This window comes from Mycobacterium sp., assembly GCF_035633495.1.
Classification (GTDB): domain Bacteria; phylum Actinomycetota; class Actinomycetes; order Mycobacteriales; family Mycobacteriaceae; genus Mycobacterium.
In genome coordinates this window covers 35,327-49,427 of record NZ_DASQEU010000101.1, presented here as the reverse complement: position 1 = coordinate 49,427, position 14,101 = coordinate 35,327, and the positions used below count along the sequence as shown (strand labels likewise).

Here is a 14,101-nt window from a genome sequence, read left to right as displayed (position 1 = left end):
GTTACACGCCTGCTGCTAACACTGCAGACCGTCCGGCGGCGGGACCGAATCGACGAGGAAGGCGACGACCGCGGAATCGACGCAGGCGTCCCCGTTGAAGACCACGGTGTGCTGCGTGCCGTCGAACGTGATCAGCGACGCATCCATTTCGCGCGCTAGATCCACGCCGGCCTGGTACGGCGTCGCGGGATCGTGCGTCGTCGACACGACGACGACCTTGCCCGGTCCTGGCGACGTGACGCCCTGGGGCGTCGAGGTCGGAGGCACCGGCCACATGGCGCAGGCGTCTCGGGGTGCCAGTCCGGTGAACTCGCCGTAGGCCATGAACGGCGCCGCCGCCCGAGCCTGGCGGTCGGCCTCGGCCCACACCGCCGGGTCGGTCGGGTAGGGCGAATCCACGCAACGGATCGCGGTGAACGCGTCCTGTTGATTGGAGTAGTGCCCGGCGGTGTCGCGCTCCTGGTAATCGTCGGCCAGCAACAACAGGTCACCGGCGTCGGTGCCGCGTTGCAGGCCCAGCAGGCCACTGGTGAGGAACTTCCAGTAGCGCTGGGTGTAGAGCGCGTTGACCGTGCCGGTGATGGCGTCCTGGTAGCTCAGTCCCCGCGGGTCCGACGTGGGCCCGGGCCGTTCGACCAGCGGGTCCACCAGCTGGTGATACCGCGCGACGAACTGCGACGGGTCCTGACCCAGCGGGCAGTCGATCGACTGGGCGCAATCAGCGGCGTAGTCGTCGAACGCCGTCTGGAAGCCCGCCAGCTGACGGATGTTCTCCGCGATGGGATCCGAACTCGGGTCGACGGCGCCATCGAGCACCATGGCACGCACGCGGTCACCGAACCGTTCGGCGTACTTGGCGCCGAGTTCGGTTCCGTAGGAGTAGCCGAGGTAGTTGATCTGGCTCTCCCCCAACGCGGCGCGGACGACGTCCATGTCGCGCGCGGTGGAGGCCGTGCCGACGTTGGCCAGGAAGTCCCGTCCGGTCCGGTCGACGCAGTTCTGCGCGATCTGCTGGTAGATCTGCTCGATGTGGGCGACGCCGGCGGCGCTGTAGTCCGTCATCGGTTCGCGGCGGTAGGCGTCGAACTCGGCGTCGCTGCGGCAGCGCACCTGCGGGGTGGAGTGGCCGACGCCGCGTGGGTCGAACCCGACCAGATCGAAGCGACGGCCGACGTCGGTATCGCCGAGGCTGGCCGCCATCCCGGCGACGGTGTCGACGGCCGAGGCCCCGGGACCACCCGGGTTGACCATGAGCGTTCCAATTCGGTCACCGCTGGCCGGCACCCGGATGACCGCCAATCGAGCTTGGAGCCCATCGGGTTTCGCGTAGTCCACGGGCACGCTGATCATCCCGCAGTGCGCACTGGGAACGGTGGTGGCGGAACCGAGGAAGTCGGCGCAGCTGCCCCACACCGGTGGCTGGCCGTACTGGAGCGTGGGCTGCACCTCGGGTGACGCCCACGCCGTGGGACCGGTGGAGGTGGACGTCACCAGGATTGCGAGCAGCGCCGCGATCAGCCTGCCCACCAACCACATGGCGAATATGTTTGCACGCGCGGCGCTTCGAGGCAGCTGCCGAGTGTCGGCAGAGACTACTCGGCAACCAGACGGTGATCCGATGGTGACCTAGACCGAATCCGCTTGGCGTACTTGACTCGTCAGCACGTGGAGTTCGGCGGTGGTACCACCACGTCGATCAGGTATTTGGCAGCGATGTCGTCGACGCAGGCGTTGCCCTGGAAGACCACCGTGTGCTGGGTGCCCTGGAACGTCAGCAGCGACCCGCCGAGTTGCTTGGCCAGGTCGACGCCGGCCTGGTACGGCGTGGCGGGATCGTTCGTCGTGGACACCACCAGAACGGGCGGTAGGCCCGCGACCTCGATCTGGTGCGGCTTGGACGTCGCGGGAACCGGCCAGAACGCACAGGTGCTCAGCGGCGCGTGCCCGGTAAACTGCCCGTAGCTCATGAACGGCGCAACCTCGCGGGCGCGGCGGTCCTCGTCGATGACCGTCTTGCGATCGGTGATCGGCGGCTCGTCGACACAGTTGACCGCCACGCGTACGTCGGTCGAATTGTTGTAGTGCCCCTGCTCGTCGCGCCCCATGTACAGGTCAGCCAACGCCAACATGGTGTCACCGGAGCCCCTCTTCAACTCGGAAAGGCCCTGCGTGAGGTGGCGCCAGAGGTTGGGCGAATACAGCGGCAGGATGGTGCCGACGACGGAGTCGCTGTAGCTCAGTCCGCGCGGGTCGTTGGTCTTGGCGGGGTTCTCGACCAACGGTTCGACGAGGCTCTTGTAGACGTCGACGGCCTTGGCCGGATCGGTGCCGAGCGGACAGTTCGGGCTCTTCGCACAGTCCGCCGCGTAGTCGTTGAACGCGGTCTGGAATGCGGCCGCCTGTCGGATGTCCGCCTCGACCGGGTCGGCGTTGGGGTCGACGGCGCCGTCGAGGATCATCGCGCGCACGTTCTGCGGGTAGGCCTCCGCATACGCCGATCCGATGCGGGTGCCGTACGAGTAGCCGAGGTACGTCAGCTTCTGGTCGCCGAGCGCGGCGCGGATGGCATCGAGATCCTTTACCACGCTTACCGTTCCGACGTTGGCGAGGAACTCGTCGCCCATCTTCTCGACACAGCGTGAGACGAAGTCCTTGGTCTCCGACTCGATGTGGGCGACACCCTCCGGCGTGTAGTCGACCTCCGGGTCCGCCCTGAGCTTGTCGTTCTCGGCATCCGAGTTGCACCACACCGCGGGAGTCGACGCTCCCACGCCGCGAGGATCGAAGCCGACGAGGTCGAAGCCCTGCCGGACGGATTCGGGCATGGCGCCCACCAGCGAGGCAGCCGCCTGGACACCGGACTCACCGGGTCCGCCGGGGTTCACGATCAGTGAGCCGATCTTGTCCCCGGTGGCCTTGAACCGGATCATGGCGATCCGCGCGACGGCACCGTCAGGCTTGGTGTAATCGACCGGGACCGAAAGCATTCCGCATTCGGCACCCGCGGGGATGCGGACGTCCGACGACGCGAGATCGCACTGCGACCAGTCGAGCGGTGTCCCCGGCCTGGGGGTGGCGATGACGCCGCGCCCATCGACCAATCTGCTGCAGCCCGCCACCAGCAGCACCACCATGGCGGCCGCCAGGACCCCGCGTCTGAGGTTCATGGCTGTCCATGCTGCCATGCAGCCTCGTCGGCCCAGTTGAGAGCACTACCGCGTGGCGTTTAGCAACTCCTTGAGTGCGACCTCGAAGTCGTCGGCCATGTCCCACAGGTCGGGCAGCAATTCGGGGCACGAGATCAGGCCGACGTCGAGTGTGCCGTTGAGCGACATCACGGTGATGTTCAGCCCGGAGCCGTGGAAGATCGGCCCGAGTGGGTACATGGCCTTGACCTGTGCACCCAGGAAGTACAGCGGCACCTGTGGTCCCGGCACGTTGGACACGACCAGATTGTGCACGGGCAGGGCACTCGTCAGCCGACTGGATGCGTAGACGCGCATCGCGACGCCGAACACCGCGGGTGCCGCGAACTGCGACCAGTCCTGCAGGAGCGTCGCCCCGATCGCCGCACTGTGTTGTTTGGCAACGGAATTCGCATCGGCGATCGCCTTCAGTCGCTCACCCGGATCTTCGATGTCGGTCTGCAGGCTGGAGAACATGCCCGACACCTGGTTGCGGCCCGGTCGATCCGACTTGTCGTGCACCGACACCGGGACCATCGCCACCAGCGTGCTGTCGGGGAGTTCGTCACGGTCGATGAGATACCGCCGCAACACTCCCGCCACCAAGGCCATGACCACGTCGTTGACCTTGACGCCGAAGTGGTTCTTGACGGTCTTGATGTCCTCGAGGTCCAGTTGCGCGAACGCGACGTTGCGGTGACTGGTGACGGTGTCGTTGAACCTCGTCTTCGGTGCCGTGAACGGGGCCGCCATGGTCAGCCCGCTGCGCGCCCGTTTGACGGTGTCCACCACCGTAGAGAGCGTGGAGGGCAGCACGTTCACCAGCTTCAGTGGACGGGTGGCGTACTTGATGGCGCCGCCGACCGCGATTTCGAGATCCGATCCTCCGCCGACTCCCTCGACCGGATCGGGGGGCGGCGCGTCGGCCTCGGTGGTGCACAGCTGCGACATCAGGTTCGCGCCGGTGACGCCGTCCACGCCGGCGTGGTGCACCTTGGTCAGCACCGCGAGCCTGCCGCCGTCGTGCGCATCGGTGCCCGCGACGTTCTCGATGATCCACATCTCCCACAGCGGCCTGCTGCGGTCGAGGGTCAGCGAGGCGATGTGTCCGCAGATCTCACCCAGTTCGACGCGGCCACCCGGTGACGGAAGCCCGATGCGATGCAGGTGCCGGTCGACGTCGAAGTCCTTGTCCTCCATCCACACCGGGTGATCGAGGTTGAATCGGTTGTCGGCGAGCTTCTCCCGGAACTCGGGCATCGCCTTGATGCGCAGGCTGAGGGCATCGCGCATGCGGTCGAACGTGTATCCGCCGGGAATGGTGGAGGTGTCGATCTCCAGGATCGAGCACACGTGCAGTGGCTGCGCAGCGGTTTCGAGGTAGAGGAAGCTGGCGTCGAGTCCGCTGAGCCTTTGCATGTCGCCGATGTTAGGCCCGCCACGTGCCCAGGTGTGAGGAACTGCACTTCACCGAAGGTTCACCTTCGGCGGCCGGGGTGACACACTTGACGTGTCAGACGACCCGGGGACCCGGATGGGCCTCGAGGATCGAACCGGCGAGATTAGGGACAATGATGTCTGAGCAGACGGTTTACGGTGCTGTCACCGACGCCTCCAAGCCACGGACCAAGGTCCGCACCCATCACTTGCAGAAGTGGAAGGCCGAGGGCCACAAGTGGTCGATGTTGACGGCCTACGATTACTCCACCGCCCGAGTCTTCGACGACGCCGAGATCCCCGTGCTGCTGGTGGGTGACTCCGCGGCCAACGTGGTCTACGGCTACGACACCACCGTGCCGGTGACGGCCGACGAACTGATTCCCCTCGTGCGCGGCGTGGTGCGCGGCGCACCGCACGCGCTGGTGGTCGCCGACCTTCCGTTCGGCAGCTATGAGGCAGGACCGCAACAGGCACTGGCCACCGCCACCCGTTTCATGAAGGAGACCGGCGCGGCAGCGGTCAAGCTCGAGGGCGGCGAGCGGGTGGCCGACCAGATTGCGACACTGACCCAGGCTGGCATCCCGGTGGTGGCCCACATCGGCTTCACTCCACAGAGCGTCAACGGACTCGGCGGCTTCCGCGTGCAGGGCCGGGGCGACGCCGCGGAGCAGACCATCCATGACGCCATCGCAGTTGACGAGGCCGGCGCGATCGCCGTCGTGCTCGAGATGGTGCCCGCCGAGTTGGCCACGCAGATCACCGGGAAGCTGACCATTCCGACGGTCGGCATCGGCGCCGGACCCAACTGCGACGCGCAGGTGCTGGTCTGGCAGGACATGGCGGGCATGACCGCGGGCAGGACGGCGAAGTTCGTCAAGCGCTTCGGCGACGTCGGCGGCGAATTGCGCCGCGCGGCAACGCAGTACGCGGCCGACGTGGCGACGGGAGCGTTTCCCGCCGAGGAACACTCCTTCTAGCGGGCCCTCAGGGGAACTCGGGTTTGCGCTTGCCCAGGAAGGCGGCGATGCCTTCCTTCCCGTCGGCCGACGAGGCACTGGCCGCGATCAGCCTTGCCTCGAGCTCCATCTGCTCCTCGTAGCCTGCGCCATATGTCGTCAGCAACAGCTTCTTGACGGCGGAGTGCGAATGCCTTGCGCCAGAAGCAACTCGGGTGGCGAGCTCGTCCATCTTGGCGGGCAGTTCCGCATCGGGCACGACGGTGGTGACCAGACCCCACTGCGCTGCCTCGGTGGCCGACAGCACGCGGTTGGTGATCATCAACTCCTGGGTCTTGCGCAAACCGATCAGGCGCGGCAGCAGATAGGACGAGCTGCCATCCGGGCTCAGGCCCACCTTCGTGTAGGCCATCGTGAACGACGCCGACTCGGCCGCGAGGACCAGGTCCCCGGACACCCCCAGCGGAAAGCCCGCTCCCGCTGCCACACCGTTGACGGCCGTGATCAAGATCGCGTCCATCCGGGCGAACGTCGACAGCGCGCGGTGCAGGTCGTCGGCGATGCCCTTGACGAACGCTCCCGCACTCGAAGCCGCCGCCATCGCCTTGAGATCTCCACCCGCACTGAAGAACTTGCCTGCGCCGGTGAGGGTGACCACCTTCGTGGACGCCGTGTCACACAGCGCCGCGGCCTCGGCGAGCTCCCGGGTCAACGTGTCGTTCATCCCATTTGCGGCGTCGGGCCGATCGAGAACGATGCTGGTCATGAGGCCGGACTCCGCGAACTTCAGCGTTTCGAAATCGGTCATGGCGAGACGCTATCGCACGGGCGTGCCCCGCCCACGGCTCGCGTCGTCCTCCGTTCACTTCGATGTGGCAGCCTGTTCACAATTCAACGAAACGAAGACCTGCCAACTGAAGGTGAAGATGCCAGCTGACAAGCGCAAGCCGTCGCGCCATACGGAGATCGAGCGCAAGTTCGCGGTCGTCGAGGGCACCGTCTCCCCGTCGTTCGAGGGGCTTTCCTCGGTCGCGAAGGTGGAACGCTCACCCGTGCAACAACTCGACGCCGTGTACTTCGACACCCCGGATCAGGACCTCGCCGCGCGCCGGGTCACGTTGCGCCGCCGCACCGGTGGACCCGACGCGGGCTGGCACCTCAAACTCCCGGCCGGGGCCGACGCCAGGACCGAGGTCCGCACCCCGCTCGGCGATTCGGGAGCTCCCGACGACACGGTTCCCGTCGAACTGCGCGACGTCGTGCTCGCGATCGTGCGGGACCGACCACTGCGCCCAGTGGCGCGGATCTCCACCAGCCGTACCGTCGACGTCCTACACGGGCACGACGGCGCAGCACTTGCCGAGTTCTGCGATGACACGGTGCACGCCTCGGCGGAAGGTGACGGGGAACCTCAGGAGTGGCGGGAGTGGGAACTCGAACTCGTCGAGAACGCCGGCTCCGAAAGCGATTCCGCACTTCTCGACCGGCTCTCCAACCGACTCTTCGATGCAGGCGCCGAACCCGCCGGTCACGGCTCGAAGCTGGCCAAGGTACTGGGAACCACGCCGCAGGCGGCAAAGCCGCGGGCCAATGACCCGGTGCACGGCGCCGTCGCGGAACTGATCGAGGAACTGTTGGTCTGGGACAGGGCCGTGCGTGCCGACGCCTGGGACTCCGTGCACCAGATGCGGGTGGTGACCCGCAAGATTCGCAGCCTTCTGCGCGCATCGGAGGACTCGTTCGGGATTGCCGACGACTCGTGGATCCTGGAGGAGCTCAAGCAGCTGGCCGGAATTCTCGGGGTGGCGCGCGACGCCGAGGTGCTCGCCGAGAAGTACGAGAACGCGCTCGACCAACTGCCCGCCGAACTGGTCCGGGGCCCGGTGCGCGAACGTCTCGTCGAGGGCGCCAAGCGGCGCTATCACGCCGGCTGGAAGCGTTCGCTCGTGGCGATGAGGTCGGAGCGTTACTTCCGGTTGCTCGACGGCTTGGAGGCGCTCATCGCCGCGGAGGCGCCGTCGTTGGAGGCGGGCACGGAACCCGAGCAGGTGACCGTCGGCGCGGCTTACGCGACGGTCCGCAAGGCCGCGAAGAAATCCGACGCTGCCGCCGCGGACCCCGACGTCTCGGCCAAGGAAGCCGACGAGGCGCTGCACAAGATCCGCAAGCGGGCCAAGCAACTTCGCTATACGGCGTCCGCCCTAGGCGAGGACAAGGTCGCCGAGATGGCCAAGGCGATTCAATCGCTGCTCGGCGACCATCACGACAGCGTCGTCAGCCGGACGCACCTGGCGCAAGAGGCCATCGTCGCCCACGCGACCGCGGAGGACACGTTCACCTACGGTGTGCTCCACCAACGTGAATCGGAGGTCGCCCGGCAGTCCGAGGAGCAGCTCGGCCGTGCGCTCAAGCAACTGAAGAAAGCAGCGCGCGCAGCCGAGTAGCCGCCGGGCGAGGCGGACGAGTTGGCCTGTAAGCCGGATTCTGTTCCGCGCCGCCATGACTGGCGGCGCGGCGGCGACCATCCATCTGGACACACCGTCACCGGGTGCCTCGAGCGGCCTACCCGCAGGCTCGGGCGAGCAGCCCTCGAACGTCTGCGCAGCCGCAACCAGGTTGCGACCTTCTTGGCCTTGCTTCGGGTGGGGTTTGCCTAGCCACTCCGGTCACCCGGAGTGCTGGTGCGCTCTTACCGCACCGTTTCACCCTTACCACCGCACGGGTGGCGGTCTGTTCTCTGTGGCACTGTCCCGCGAGTCACCTCGGATTGCCGTTGGCAATCACCCTGCTCTGTGAAGTCCGGACTTTCCTCGACGTTCAGGCGAACCTGAACGCCGCGGCCGCCCGGCCAACTCGTCCGCGCTGATCACCGTACTCTGAGACGCATGGCAAGGCTGCCACCGGCCCGGTATCTGCTTCGCGCCAGGGACTTCGTCGACGCGCGATACGCGGAGCCGATCACCGTGGACGATCTCGCCGCCGCTGCGGGTCTGTCTCGCGCCCACTTCTCGCGCATGTTCACCAGGACGTTCGGCGAATCGCCGCGAGCGTATCTGCAGACCCGCCGGTTGGAGCGTGCCGCGGCGCTGCTGCGGTACACCGACCGGTCGGTGGCTGACATCTGCGTTCTGGTCGGCCTGCAGAGCGTCGGCTCGTTCACCACCAGCTTCGCCCGGGCGTACGGGAAACCTCCTGCGGCGTACCGCGCCAGCCTGCCACCCGCGGCCACTCGCGTCCGGGTGCCGAGTTGCATTCTCCAGCGGGACACTCGACCGCCCGCCGACAGTCGAGTGAAGACAGCACACGGGGAGAAGACGGTCGGCGGTAACCCGTCGTAGCGTCGACCGCGTGATGAGAATTGGAAGTGCCCACCTGTGGGTTCACGATCAGGCAGCCGCGCTCGAATTCTGGACCGAGAAGGTCGGCATGGAGATCCGGGAGGACGTGTCGTTCCCGGAGGAGATGGGCGACTTTAGGTGGTTGACCGTCGGCCCACCCGGGCAGGACGACGTCAGCATCGTGCTGATGGCCGTCCCCGGCGCACCGGTGATGGACGAGGACACCCGCGTCCAGGTGCTCGATCTGACGGCGAAGGGTTTCGCGGGCACGGTGTTCCTGATCACCGACGACGCGCAGGCCAGCTACGAGGAACTGACGGCACGCGGCGTCGAGTTCACCGAACCGCCCAACCAGATGCCGTACGGAATCGATTCGGGCTTCCGGGACCCTTCGGGCAACAGCGTGCGGCTCACCCAGCTCAATCCCTAGGGCGACGCGCTCGACTCTGCGTCGGCGGCGGCCGCCACTCGCACTTCTAGGCCCTAGCCGCAGAGTGGGCGCGGGACTCACGACGCCGAAGAACCATCACGCTGTCCTGCAGTGTCACGACCTCACCGTCGGGGCTCGTGGCCGTCCGGTCGACGGCGTCGACTCGGACGCGGTCCCATTCGGTCGAGGGCAGATCGAGGTCGGCGAGCACTGCTTCGGCGCTTGGGAACGGGTGGTCGTGCGGCACCTTCGTCGCCCATGGTGGCATCCCCCCGTGGTCGACGATGACGAGATGACCACCTGGCGCCACGGCGTTGGCGGCGTTGCGCAGGATCTGGGGCCGCTCGAGTCGCACCGTCGAGTGCAGGAACTGCGCCGAGATCAGGTCATAGGTCCCGTCGGGAAAGCTGTCGGACAAGTCGTGCCGCTGAAACTCGATGCGGTCCAACACTCCTCGGGCGCGGGCCTCCTCGGCAGCACGTTTCATCGCCGTCTCGGAGATGTCTACTGCCGTCACCTGCCAACCGCGCTCGGCCAACCAGACGGCGTCGCCGCCCTCACCGCAACCCAGATCCAGCGCACGCCCTGGCGGCAAATCCGAGACGACGTCGGCGAAGTGGGCGTTGACCCGGCCACTCCAGATGCGCTCGCGCTCGGCGTAGTGCGCTTCCCAGTACTCCCTAGCCGACCTGCTCGGATCGGTCACGTCTTGGTCGTGCATCGAGGACTCCATGGGAACCACCTTGCCGACCATGGCGCAATCTGCCAACATCTTTTGCCATGCAGGCAAAGACCGACGACGTCGACCTCCGGGTCAGGCGACGGCTGCGCGAATTGCGCACTCAGCAAGGGCTGACCCTCGACGAGGTCGCGACCCGGGCCGACATCGACGTCTCGACGTTGAGTCGGCTCGAGTCGGGCAAGCGCAGGCTTGCACTCGATCACCTACCGCGACTTGCGGCGGCCCTGTCGGTGAGCACCGACGACCTGTTGCGTGCGCCCGACGCCGAGGACCCGCGGGTGAAGGGTGCATCGCAAACCCGCCACGGCGTGACGTACTGGCCGCTCACGCACAACGGCCCGGCTGCCGGCCTGCACGCCTTCAAGATCCGCGTGAGTGCGCGCAGACGCACCCCACCTGAGGAGCTCCCGGTGCACGACGGTCAGGACTGGATCTACGTGCTCTCCGGCCGCATGCGCCTGATTCTCGCCGACCGCGACTTCACCATCAAACCCGGTGAGGCCGTTGAGTTCTCGACGTGGACACCGCACTGGTTCGGCGCGGTCGACGAAGCCGTGGAGGCCGTGGCCATCTTCGGCCCGCACGGCGAACGGCTACACCTACACTCCTGACCCGGCGTCCTTGTTTTCAGGCGCGAGCAGTCGTCGAACGGAGATGCGGGAACCGTAAGGCTGCAGCATCTGGCTGGCCGGGCGAGTGCGCACGTTCAGCGGCCACCAGAACCAGCGGCCGAGAAGGGCTGCGATGGACGGTGTCATGAACGACCGCACGATCAGCGTGTCGAACAGCAGCCCCAGGCCGATGGTGGTGCCGATCTGGCCGAGGACCACCAGATCGCTGAAGACGAACGAGGACATGGTGCCGGCGAACACCAGGCCGGCCGCAGTGACGACCCCACCGGTGCCCGCCATCGCGCGGATGATGCCGGTGTTTAGTCCTGCCCCGATCTCCTCCTTGAACCGGGATATCAGCAGCAGGTTGTAGTCGGCGCCCACCGCCAGCAGCAGAATCACGGCCAACGCCTGCACGATCCAGTACAATTGAATGCCGAAGATGTACTGCCACACCAGGACTGCGAGCCCGAACGAGGCGCCCAGCGACAGCACGACCGTACCCACGATGACGATCGCGGCGACGATACTGCGGGTGATGAACATCATGATGAGCAGGATCAGCGCTATCGCGGCCAGCGCCGCGATCAGCAGGTCGTACTTCGCACCGTCCTGGATGTCCTTGTAGGTCGCGGCGGTACCGGCGACGTAGACCTTGGCGTCCGACAACGGGGTCGCCTTGATGGCGTCGAACGCCGAGTTCTTGATGGCGTCGATGTGCGAGATGCCCTCCGGGCTTGCGGGAGTGCCCTCGTGGGTGATGGTCATGCGCGCGGCCTTGCCGTCGGGCGACATGAACAACTTGAGGCCGCGCTTGAAGTCCGCGTTGTCGAATGCCTCCGGAGGCAGGTAGAAGGAGTCGTCGTTCTTGGCGTCGTCGAAGGCCTGCCCGAGTGCGGTCGCGTTCTTCAGCGCCTCCTGGCTCTGCGCGTCGGTGCCCGCCGTGGTGGCGTAGTTCGACTGGAGCAGGTCGCGGTTGGCTTCCTGAATCGCGATCTGGGGTGGCAACAAAGCCAGGAGTTGTGGTTGCAGGGCATTGAGTTTGTCCAAACTCGCCGTGATCTGCCCGAACTTGTCGCTGAGCTGGTCGATGCCGTCAAGCGTGTCGAACACCGATCTCAACGCTGCGCAGGAGGGGATGTCGAAGCAGTGTGGCTCCCAATAGAAGTAGCTGCGCAGCGGCCGGAAGAAGTCGTCGAAGTTGGCGATGTTGTTGCGCACCTCGTTGACCGTCTCGACGGTGTCGTGAAATGCCTTGGTCTGTTCGTCGGTCGCGGCGGCGCTGGCCTGCTGCAGCGCCAGCTGTTGTTGCAGGATGTCGATCGACTTGGTGGTCTGGTCGACCTGTTTCAGGATGTCCGCAGCTCTGGCTTGCTGGTAGCTGAGATTCATGATCTGACTGGCGCTGGATGCGCTGATCTGAAACGGTATGGAGCTGTGGGTAATTGGCGTACCCAGGGGCCGGGTGATCGATTGCACCAGGGCGATGCCGGGGGTGTGTAGCACGGCCTTCGCGACGCGCTCGAGGATCAGCATGTCCGCCGGATTTCGCATGTCGTGATCGGATTCGATCATCAACAGTTCGGGATTCAGCCGGGCCTCGGAGAAGTGCCGTTCAGCCGCCGTGTAACCGACGTTGGCGGGTGCCGAGGCAGGTAGGTACGGGCGCGCGTCGTAGCTGACCTTGTACCCCGGCAGGGCGAGCAGACCGATCAGCGCGATCGCCAGCGATACGACGAGGATGGGACCGGGCCACCTGACGATGGCCGTGCCGGTCCGTCGCCATCCACCAACGCGTGCTTTGCGTTTCGGCTCCAACAACCCGAATCGGCTGCCGATCACCAGGATGGCGGGCCCGAGGGTGAGCGCGGCGGCGAGCGTCACCAGGACGCCGATGGCGGCGGGGACGCCCAGGGTCTGAAAGTAGGGCAGCCGGGTGAAGTACAGGCACGCCACCGCCCCGGCGATGGTCAGCCCCGACCCGACGATGACGTGCACGGTGCCGGCGAACATGTCGTCGTACGCCGCTTCGCGGTCCAGTCCCCTGAGACGAGCCTCGTGGTAGCGGCCGACGACGAAGATGGCGTAGTCGGTGCCGGCGGCGATCGCCAGTAGCGTCAGCAAATTCGTCGAGTACGTGGACAGGCCGATGACGCCCTCGTTCGCGAGCATGGCGACCACGCCTCGGGCGGCGGACAGTTCGACGAGGACCGCGACGAGCATGATGAGCGTGGTGACCAGCGAGCGGTAGACGATGAGCAACATCACCGCGATGACGAGAAAGGTTATGAGAGTGACTTTCTCGGTGCCTTCGCTGCCCACCTCGAAGTTGTCGGTGACCAAGGGCGCCGCACCCGTGACGTAAGCCCTGACACCCGCCGGTGGCGGCGTGTCCGCCACGATCTCGCGAATGCTGTCCACGGACCGGTTGGACTGCGCCTCGCCCTGGTTGCCACGCAGGTAGATCTGGACGAGGGCGGCCTTGCCGTCCTTGCTCTGCGCGCCGCCCGCCGTCAGGGGATCTCCCCAGAAGTCCTGCACGTGCTCGACGTGCGCGGTGTCCCTCTGCAACTTCTGAACCAGGGTGTCGTAGAACTGATGCGCGTCCTCGCCCAGCGGCTGGTCGCCCTCGAGCACGATCATCGCCGCGCTGTCGGAGTCGAATTCACCGAACTTCTGTCCGATGTGCCTCATCGCTTCGATCGACGGCGAATCGGGCGCGTTCATCGACACCGAGCGCTCGGCGCCGACGACCTCCAGCTGGGGAGCGGCGATGTTCGTCACCGCGGCGACGGCGATCCACAGCAGCACGATGGGCAGGGCGAGTCGACGGATCGTGCGCGCCACCCGCGAACCGTGGGCCGAGTCTTGGACGCTGTGCTCGCTCATGCGGACTTGTCCAGGCAGGCGATGTATCCGTTCACGTTGCTCGAGGACCTTTCGTCCTTGACGATGCCGTTGACGGTGATGCGACAGGTGATGTTGGCTGAATCGCCCTGGGCGCGGAGGTCCGCGAAGAGCGTCGGGTCATCGGTGGTCAAGGTGTGCGACCACGGAAGGGGCGTGTCGTCGACCCGCTGGGGCTGGGCGTTTTCGTCCAGGAAGTTGATGGTGGCCACGGATCCAGGACTTCCGAAGACCTCGAAGAGGACACGTTTGGGGTTGTAGCCGGTGTTCTCCAGGGAGTCGGCACTTGGCCTCGACACCGCATTGTTGGAACCGAAGATGCCCTGCAACCGATAGACGCTGAAGGCGACCATCGCCACGACGATCACCGCCACGATCACCATCCAACGCCGTTTGACGAGGCTGCCGATCGAAAACCTTTTCACCACTAAGCCTTTCGACGGCCGCGAGACGGCACTGCTAACAAGAAACCATTCTTAGCTCGACTAAGGG

The 14,101-nt window shown here is 66.3% G+C and carries 12 protein-coding genes and 1 other RNA gene; 5 read left to right on the top strand and 8 right to left on the bottom strand.

The annotated features are described in order from the left end of the window. Positions 1 to 15 precede the first annotated feature (15 nt). The 3 genes from VET27_RS15780 to VET27_RS15770 all read right to left on the bottom strand — a co-directional run bounded on the left by VET27_RS15780 (position 16) and on the right by VET27_RS15770 (position 4,604). Positions 16 to 1,536, bottom strand: coding sequence for an alpha/beta fold hydrolase (locus VET27_RS15780; RefSeq protein ID WP_526519721.1), 1,521 nt, complete (start codon positions 1,534 to 1,536; stop codon positions 16 to 18). 122 nt (positions 1,537 to 1,658) lie between these two features. Beyond that, complete coding sequence (locus VET27_RS15775) at positions 1,659 to 3,167, bottom strand: alpha/beta fold hydrolase (RefSeq protein WP_526519797.1); 1,509 nt, start codon at positions 3,165 to 3,167, stop codon at positions 1,659 to 1,661. A gap of 45 nt (positions 3,168 to 3,212) precedes the next feature. Beyond that, positions 3,213 to 4,604 (bottom strand): WS/DGAT/MGAT family O-acyltransferase, encoded by a 1,392-nt coding sequence (locus VET27_RS15770; RefSeq protein ID WP_526519719.1) that lies wholly within the window; start codon positions 4,602 to 4,604, stop codon positions 3,213 to 3,215. 155 nt (positions 4,605 to 4,759) lie between these two features. Between VET27_RS15770 and panB the strand changes: the two genes are divergently transcribed. After that, positions 4,760 to 5,602, top strand: coding sequence for a 3-methyl-2-oxobutanoate hydroxymethyltransferase (panB, locus tag VET27_RS15765; protein ID WP_526519717.1), 843 nt, complete (start codon positions 4,760 to 4,762; stop codon positions 5,600 to 5,602). A 7-nt stretch (positions 5,603 to 5,609) separates the two neighbouring features. Here panB and VET27_RS15760 read toward each other — a convergent pair whose 3' ends face one another. After that, complete coding sequence (locus VET27_RS15760; protein WP_526519715.1) at positions 5,610 to 6,389, bottom strand: enoyl-CoA hydratase/isomerase family protein; 780 nt, start codon at positions 6,387 to 6,389, stop codon at positions 5,610 to 5,612. A gap of 118 nt (positions 6,390 to 6,507) precedes the next feature. On the opposite strand from VET27_RS15760, the gene VET27_RS15755 reads away from it, so the two are divergent. Continuing rightward, a complete protein-coding gene (locus VET27_RS15755; RefSeq protein ID WP_526519713.1) occupies positions 6,508 to 8,025 on the top strand; it encodes a CYTH and CHAD domain-containing protein in 1,518 nt (505 codons plus the stop codon). A gap of 13 nt (positions 8,026 to 8,038) precedes the next feature. On the opposite strand, the gene rnpB is transcribed toward VET27_RS15755, so the two are convergent. Beyond that, an RNA gene (gene rnpB, locus VET27_RS15750) (RNase P RNA component class A) lies at positions 8,039 to 8,437 on the bottom strand. A 29-nt stretch (positions 8,438 to 8,466) separates the two neighbouring features. Between rnpB and VET27_RS15745 the strand changes: the two genes are divergently transcribed. Both VET27_RS15745 and VET27_RS15740 read left to right on the top strand, forming a co-directional pair. Then, complete coding sequence (locus VET27_RS15745; RefSeq protein ID WP_526519711.1) at positions 8,467 to 8,919, top strand: helix-turn-helix domain-containing protein; 453 nt, start codon at positions 8,467 to 8,469, stop codon at positions 8,917 to 8,919. A 10-nt stretch (positions 8,920 to 8,929) separates the two neighbouring features. After that, positions 8,930 to 9,349: a VOC family protein gene (locus VET27_RS15740; RefSeq protein WP_526519709.1), complete on the top strand. Its 420-nt coding sequence runs from the start codon at positions 8,930 to 8,932 to the stop codon at positions 9,347 to 9,349. A 46-nt stretch (positions 9,350 to 9,395) separates the two neighbouring features. Here VET27_RS15740 and VET27_RS15735 read toward each other — a convergent pair whose 3' ends face one another. Next, positions 9,396 to 10,082: a class I SAM-dependent methyltransferase gene (locus tag VET27_RS15735; protein WP_526519707.1), complete on the bottom strand. Its 687-nt coding sequence runs from the start codon at positions 10,080 to 10,082 to the stop codon at positions 9,396 to 9,398. Positions 10,083 to 10,129: 47 nt separating this feature from the next. Between VET27_RS15735 and relB the strand changes: the two genes are divergently transcribed. Next, on the top strand, positions 10,130 to 10,702 hold the full coding sequence (gene relB, locus VET27_RS15730; protein ID WP_526519705.1) for a type II toxin-antitoxin system RelB family anti-toxin: 573 nt from the start codon (positions 10,130 to 10,132) through the stop codon (positions 10,700 to 10,702). On the opposite strand, the gene VET27_RS15725 is transcribed toward relB, so the two are convergent. Then, on the bottom strand, positions 10,691 to 13,591 hold the full coding sequence (locus VET27_RS15725; protein ID WP_526519703.1) for an MMPL/RND family transporter: 2,901 nt from the start codon (positions 13,589 to 13,591) through the stop codon (positions 10,691 to 10,693). The genes relB and VET27_RS15725 overlap by 12 nt on opposite strands. Further along, complete coding sequence (locus tag VET27_RS15720) at positions 13,588 to 13,992, bottom strand: MmpS family transport accessory protein (protein ID WP_526519795.1); 405 nt, start codon at positions 13,990 to 13,992, stop codon at positions 13,588 to 13,590. The genes VET27_RS15725 and VET27_RS15720 overlap by 4 nt, the downstream gene beginning before the upstream one ends. Positions 13,993 to 14,101 lie beyond the last annotated feature (109 nt).

Bases quoted from the DNA above. Each gene is read 5' to 3' on its own strand.
- VET27_RS15780 (WP_526519721.1), bottom strand. From the start codon at position 1,536: ATGTGGTTGGTGGGCAGGCTGATCGCGGCGCTGCTCGCAATCCTGGTG.
- VET27_RS15775 (WP_526519797.1), bottom strand. From the start codon at position 3,167: ATGAACCTCAGACGCGGGGTCCTGGCGGCCGCCATGGTGGTGCTGCTG.
- VET27_RS15770 (WP_526519719.1), bottom strand. From the start codon at position 4,604: ATGCAAAGGCTCAGCGGACTCGACGCCAGCTTCCTCTACCTCGAAACC.
- panB (WP_526519717.1), top strand. From the start codon at position 4,760: ATGTCTGAGCAGACGGTTTACGGTGCTGTCACCGACGCCTCCAAGCCA.
- VET27_RS15760 (WP_526519715.1), bottom strand. From the start codon at position 6,389: ATGACCGATTTCGAAACGCTGAAGTTCGCGGAGTCCGGCCTCATGACC.
- VET27_RS15755 (WP_526519713.1), top strand. From the start codon at position 6,508: ATGCCAGCTGACAAGCGCAAGCCGTCGCGCCATACGGAGATCGAGCGC.
- VET27_RS15745 (WP_526519711.1), top strand. From the start codon at position 8,467: ATGGCAAGGCTGCCACCGGCCCGGTATCTGCTTCGCGCCAGGGACTTC.
- VET27_RS15735 (WP_526519707.1), bottom strand. From the start codon at position 10,082: ATGGAGTCCTCGATGCACGACCAAGACGTGACCGATCCGAGCAGGTCG.
- relB (WP_526519705.1), top strand. From the start codon at position 10,130: ATGCAGGCAAAGACCGACGACGTCGACCTCCGGGTCAGGCGACGGCTG.
- VET27_RS15725 (WP_526519703.1), bottom strand. From the start codon at position 13,591: ATGAGCGAGCACAGCGTCCAAGACTCGGCCCACGGTTCGCGGGTGGCG.
- VET27_RS15720 (WP_526519795.1), bottom strand. From the start codon at position 13,992: ATGGTGATCGTGGCGGTGATCGTCGTGGCGATGGTCGCCTTCAGCGTC.